The sequence below is a fragment of the Mesorhizobium sp. M1A.F.Ca.IN.020.06.1.1 genome (assembly GCF_004023265.1).
In the GTDB taxonomy this organism is placed as follows: domain Bacteria; phylum Pseudomonadota; class Alphaproteobacteria; order Rhizobiales; family Rhizobiaceae; genus Mesorhizobium.
Genome location: NZ_RZSR01000645.1, coordinates 1 through 3,523, shown reverse-complemented (window position 1 = coordinate 3,523; position 3,523 = coordinate 1). Strand labels below are relative to the sequence as shown.

The 3,523-nt window shown below is 64.6% G+C and carries 4 protein-coding genes and 1 pseudogene; 3 read left to right on the top strand and 2 right to left on the bottom strand.

The window, feature by feature from the left end; all coding sequences use genetic code 11:
- From EOA60_RS24160 to EOA60_RS24150, 3 genes are all read left to right on the top strand, one after another.
- Positions 1-827 (top strand): LuxR C-terminal-related transcriptional regulator (locus tag EOA60_RS24160; RefSeq protein WP_245502604.1); only part of this gene is annotated, 827 nt, incomplete at its 5' end.
- Positions 828-1,052: 225 nt separating this feature from the next.
- Entirely contained in the window at positions 1,053-1,409 is a 357-nt protein-coding gene (locus EOA60_RS24155; RefSeq protein ID WP_095824411.1) for a nuclear transport factor 2 family protein, read from the top strand.
- 42 nt (positions 1,410-1,451) lie between these two features.
- Positions 1,452-1,766: a hypothetical protein gene (locus tag EOA60_RS24150; protein ID WP_095824283.1), complete on the top strand. Its 315-nt coding sequence runs from the start codon at positions 1,452-1,454 to the stop codon at positions 1,764-1,766.
- A 45-nt stretch (positions 1,767-1,811) separates the two neighbouring features.
- Here EOA60_RS24150 and EOA60_RS24145 read toward each other — a convergent pair whose 3' ends face one another.
- Together EOA60_RS24145 and EOA60_RS24140 are read right to left on the bottom strand one after the other, a co-directional pair.
- Positions 1,812-3,239: a gamma-aminobutyraldehyde dehydrogenase gene (locus tag EOA60_RS24145; protein WP_095824284.1), complete on the bottom strand. Its 1,428-nt coding sequence runs from the start codon at positions 3,237-3,239 to the stop codon at positions 1,812-1,814.
- A gap of 118 nt (positions 3,240-3,357) precedes the next feature.
- Positions 3,358-3,523: pseudogene (locus EOA60_RS24140) on the bottom strand (ABC transporter permease); the annotation flags it as partial.

Sequence of the window (3,523 nt, the reverse complement as noted above, 5' to 3'; positions counted from 1 at the left end):
GGCTTGCTGAGATACCCGGCCGCGACCATCCGATCTGGACCGGGGACGTCGACCGGGTGGCCGACCTGATCGAGGAGTGCCTGACCGGCCAGCCGGCGGTGGCCGACACCGAGCGGGTGCTTGCCGCGCTGCTGGTGACGCGCATCTTCGACACCGCCAAGCTCGGCGACCGCATGTGGAGCGAGCGCAGCCAGCGCTTCCAGGAAGCATGGCGGCTGCTGGTGGGCCGCCATGGTGGGCGGATTGCCGGCACGCATGGCGAATTGATGATCTCTCGTTTCGACGGGCCGGCGCGCGCCATACGCTGCGCAGCGGCGCTGCGCGATGCGGCGCAGCAGATTGGCGTGGCAAGTGGGCAAGGCGTGCATGTCGGCGAGATCGAAATGCGCGGCCAGCCGGTCGGCCTCACGGCGCGGGTGACCATTCAGCTCGCCACCCATGCCGGACCCGGCGACATCCTCGCTTCGCGGTTGGTCGCCGAACTGGCGATAGGCTCCGGCCTGCGTTTCATCGACGCCGGACGTGTCAGTCTCGACGAGCTGAGCGAGCCGCTGCCGGTGGTCCAGGCCACGTCTGAACAACATCTGGAACCGGCCTGCCGCCCCAAGCCCAGGGCCCTGCAGCCAGCAACACTGACGGCCCGGGAAAGCGAGGTGGTGAACCTGATTGCCGACGGCATGAGCAATGCGGCGATCGCCGCCGAGCTGAGGCTCAGCGAGCATACGGTCAAGCGGCACGTCGCCAACATATTGCTCAAGCTGGACCTGCCGTCGCGCGCTGCTGCGGCCGCCTTCTCGGCAAGGCACACTGGCCCGGACGGGCCATGAGTGCCATGGCGCTTTCGGGCGAAGCGAAAGGGGTGTCTCTAGGACTATGAATTCGTCCCATGCAGGCCAAGCGCCGGGTGGACTCGTCACCTTCAAGAAGCAGGCCGACGACCTGTTCGCGGCCGCCACGGCCAATTCGCAATGAGAAATTCCCGGCCCGGCAGTAATTGTCGGGGAGCGCTTCGCACATCTACCGCCCAAGACGATGGGCACATGGAGGATAAAATGCTGACCAAGACAGTGGACGGCGCGGCGATCAAGAAAGCGATCGAGGCCCGTGACGGCAAGATGCTGGCAAGCTTCTACAATGACGATGCGCTGATGCGGGTGATCGACCGCAACAACCCGCCGAGCAAGCCGCGCGAAATCCGCGGCCGCGCGGCGATCAGCACCTTCTGGGACGACATCTGCAGCCGGGCGATGACCCACAAGGTCGACGCCACGATCGCCGAGGGCGACAATCTCGCCTTCACCCAGGCCTGCGCCTATCCGGACGGCACCAAGGTGTTCTGCGCCGCGATGCTCGAATTGAAGAACGGCCGCATCGCGCGGCAGACGGTCGTGCAGGCCTGGGACGAGTAGCTCAAGAACGGATTCATCTGCAAGACAGGGAGGAGAACCAAGATGTTCAGCGCCAGATGGCAGATCGATGCCAAGTTCGGTCACAAGCAGACCGCGCTCGAGCTGATGCGGAAATGGGAGCGCGAGATCGGCTCGCAGGTTGGGCTCGCCGACCTGAAATTCCAGCTCATGACCGGTTCAGTCGGCGCACGCGAAGCGACGATCGAGACCCACCACCAGGTCGAGAGCCTGGCCCAGTTGGAGGAGTTCTTCGCCAAGATCGCCAAGATCGACGCGCACGCCAAATGGGGCAAGGAGCTGGAGCCCTATGTGGTGTCGGGCACCAGCCTGTGGAACATCTACCGCGTCGTCGAGTAGCGGCCTGCGTGGCCGACCTCGCCCGTTGTGGGAGAGGTAGAGGGCTTACCCGTGCGCCACCATCACATGGCGGACGGCGGTGTAGTCCTCCAGCGCGTAGAGCGACATGTCCTTGCCGTAACCGGACTGCTTCAGGCCGCCATGCGGCATCTCGTTGGTGAGCATGAAGTGGGTGTTGATCCAGGTGCAGCCATATTGCAGCCGGGCCGCGGTCGTCATGGCGCGCGAGACGTCCCTGGTCCACACCGACGATGCCAGGCCGTAGTCGCTGTCATTCGCCCACTTCACCGCCTCGTCGACCTCCGAGAAGCGGGTGACCGAGACGACCGGGCCGAACACCTCGCGGCGCACGATCTCGTCTTCCTGCAACGCTCCGGCGACGACCGTCGGCTGGTAGTAGAAGCCGGAGCCCTCGCCCGGCTTGCCGCCGGTGGTGATCTCGATGTGCTTCAATTCCGAAGCGCGCTCGACGAAGCTCGACACGCGGTCGCGCTGGCGGCGCGAGATCAGCGGCCCGATCTCGTTCTCGGTGTCGTCGGGCAGATTGTATTTGATGGTCGACGCCGCCGAGGAGAGATCGGCGACGAGCTTGTCGTAGATCTTCTTGCCGGCATAGATGCGGCAGGCGGCGGTGCAGTCCTGGCCGGCATTGTAGTAGCCGAAGGCGCGCAGACCGTTGACCACCGCGCCGAGATCGGCGTCGTCGAAGACGACGACCGGCGCCTTGCCGCCGAGCTCGAGATGGGTTCGCTTGACCGACTTGGCGGCCGCCTGCAGCACTTTCTTGCCGGTGGCGACGTCGCCGGTGATCGAGATCATGTTGACCTTGGGATGATTGATCAGCGTGTTGCCGACGCTGTCGCCGCGGCCGAGGACGACATTGACGACGCCCTCGGGCAGGATTTCCGACAGGATCCTCGCCAGCTTCAGCGCCGTCAGCGGCGTCTGCTCCGATGGCTTGAAGACGACGGTGTTGCCGCCGCCGATCGCCGGCGCCAGCTTCCAGGCCATCATCATCAGCGGATAGTTCCAGGGCGCGATGGAGGCGACAATGCCGATCGGATCGCGCCGCACCATCGAGGTGTGGCCGGGCAGATACTCGCCCGCGACCTGGCCTGGCATCGAGCGCACCGCGCCGGCGAAGAAGCGGTAGCAATCGACGATCGCCGGGATCTCGTCATTGAGCACGGCGTTGATCGGCTTGCCGCAATTCAGCGCCTCGAGCGCGGCGAACTCATTCGCTTCTGCCTCGATGCGATCGGCGATCTTCAGCAGATAGGTCGAGCGCTGCGCCGGCGTGGTGCGCGACCAATTGACGAACGCTTTTTCGGCGGCACTGACAGCCGCCTCGATCTGCGCCGGACTTGCTTCCGGCAGGTTGAGGATGGTCGCGCCGGTCTTCGGATTGAGGATCGGCTCCTCGATTTCGGTGCCCTTGTCGAATTTCGAGCCGATCAGCATCTGGGTGTCCATGGGGGTTTCTCCCTTCGCAGTAGCGAGTAGCGAGTTGCGTGCAGCGAGTTGCGAATGGCGGGCAGGGTTCGCGATCGATTTTCCCTATTCGCTATTGGCTAATCCCTATTCGCTGTTTTCATTTGCCCGAGCCGGCGATCTGGTCGCCGTCGCGGGTCAGGTAATAGGCAAAGAGGATCGGCAGCAGCGTCACCAGCACGACGACCATGGCGACGACATTGGTGACCGGACGCTGCCGCGGTCTGATCAGCTCCTCCAGCATCCAGATCGGCACAGTCTGCTGC

Excerpts from the sequence above, each read along its gene's own strand:
- EOA60_RS24150 (WP_095824283.1), top strand. The coding sequence starts at position 1,452 with ATGTTCAGCGCCAGATGGCAGATCGATGCCAAGTTCGGTCACAAGCAG.
- EOA60_RS24145 (WP_095824284.1), bottom strand. The coding sequence starts at position 3,239 with ATGGACACCCAGATGCTGATCGGCTCGAAATTCGACAAGGGCACCGAA.
- EOA60_RS24155 (WP_095824411.1), top strand. The coding sequence starts at position 1,053 with ATGCTGACCAAGACAGTGGACGGCGCGGCGATCAAGAAAGCGATCGAG.